This window comes from Enterococcus sp. LJL98 (assembly GCF_054871745.1).
The window spans coordinates 1-1726 of sequence record NZ_JBTXLU010000022.1; the positions used below are offsets into that span (position 1 = coordinate 1).

At 36.0% G+C, this 1726-nt stretch carries 1 protein-coding gene and 1 pseudogene; both read right to left on the bottom strand.

Annotation, left to right across the window (positions count from 1 at the left end):
* Positions 1-87: 87 nt before the first annotated feature.
* Positions 88-948: pseudogene (locus ACYSNO_RS12295) on the bottom strand (IS3 family transposase); the annotation flags it as partial.
* Positions 949-965: 17 nt separating this feature from the next.
* Positions 966-1655, bottom strand: coding sequence for a transposase (locus tag ACYSNO_RS12300; protein ID WP_461731375.1), 690 nt, complete (start codon positions 1653-1655; stop codon positions 966-968).
* Between the last annotated feature and the right edge of the window lie 71 nt (positions 1656-1726).

The window sequence follows — 1726 nt, forward strand, 5'->3', positions numbered from 1 at the left end:
TGAATTGCCCCCTGTCAAGTAGACAGTATTAAAAACAAAAAACAATCTTTTAGTTTAACGCAATCTTTTATCCTGAGATTGCGTTTTTTATGCTGCTAATTTTCGGTATTCATTGGGTGAGTAACTATTTAATGATTCGACATACCGATAGTTATTGTAGTAGCGAATATATCGAGAAACATCGTTACAGACAGCTTCATAGCTGTCTAATTTCTTTATATAAAAGCTCTCAGCTTTATAAGTTCCCCAGAAACGCTCGATTGGTTGATTATCTAAACAGCGTCCGGGACGAGACATACTCTTAGTGAAATGATAAATCTCACTTAGTCGTTTGTATTCATAAGAGGTATATTGATACCCTCGATCACTTTGAATGATTGGACGTGCTTTCGGATTCTTTTTCATTGCTCGATGAATGGTTTCCATAACGAGCATGTTGTTATTAGAAGGACCAACAACATATGAAACAATCGAATTGTCATACATATCAATAATCGCGCTTAAATAAGCCTTTCGACCACTTCCGTATCTCAATTCTGTTACATCTGTCGACCATTTTTGGTTTGGTGCGGTTGCTGAAAAGTTTCGATTTAAAACATTTTCAGCGGTATGGTGTTCGAGTGTTTTCATATAATTCGGGCGCTTCTTACGAATGACGGAACGAATGCCTAAAGCCTTCATTAAGCGATAGAAGCGTTTTTTATTGTAAGATTTTTTTAGTTTACGATTGAGTTGGGTTCTCATTTGGCGATAACCTAGAATCTTGTCTCTTTTGATCCAATGCTGGTACATCATCTTTGCCAGCTGACTATTTTCTTGTTCTGCGATTGAAGGTTTCCATTTTAACCATTTATAATAGCCCGAGCGGCTAACGCCTGCGAGTTTACATAGTTGTAAGATTGGATAACTTTTCTCCTCGTGTAACTCTTTGATTGCTTGAAATTCAGATGCATACTTAACGAGGGTTAGTGAGGAGGTCTGCTTCTGATTTCTTGTAACTTTTTTGCAAAATCATTTTCCATCTCTAAGTACTGATTACGAGCCTCCAGTTCTTTAATTCGAAGCTGTAATCGTTCATTTTCAGTTAATTCCACCAAGTTCTTTGTACGGCCACGTAAATCTTGTAGTCCAATTTCTCCTTGTTCTTTATATTTTTTTACCCAAGAATAAATCTGTTGGTAGCTTATTTTATATTTATCAATCGCCAGTTGATAATCTTGCCCGTTGGCAATCGTAAATTGTACGATTTCAATGCGTTCTTCTAGTGTTGTTTTTCGTCCTTTATTCATGGTAGATTTCCCCCTTCCTCCTGTTGTTCCAGAAAGTTTTCTACCATCATTATACTTCGAAATCCATCGGCTTAAAACACTCTCATTAGAAACACCAAATTTTTTTGTCACTTCTGAGATACTTTTCTTTTCAGAAAGAACGGATTTAATTGCCTCATATTTTAATTCTTCGCTATATCGATTCCAGGTATTCGACTCTTTTAATTCTTCTAATCCATTTTGTTTGTATTTATGAACCCATCTTTGAATTGTGGAAGAACTTACACCCCTTCTTTTAGCGGTGTGGCTTATACTCGCTTCTCCTCTTAAAACAGGTAAAATACAATGATACTTTTCAATAGCGGTGTGCTTACTTCTTTTAGACATACAAAAAACTCCTCTCATAGTAGACTAGAATTTTTATTTTTTCTAGTGTCTACTATGAGGGGAGCATATCA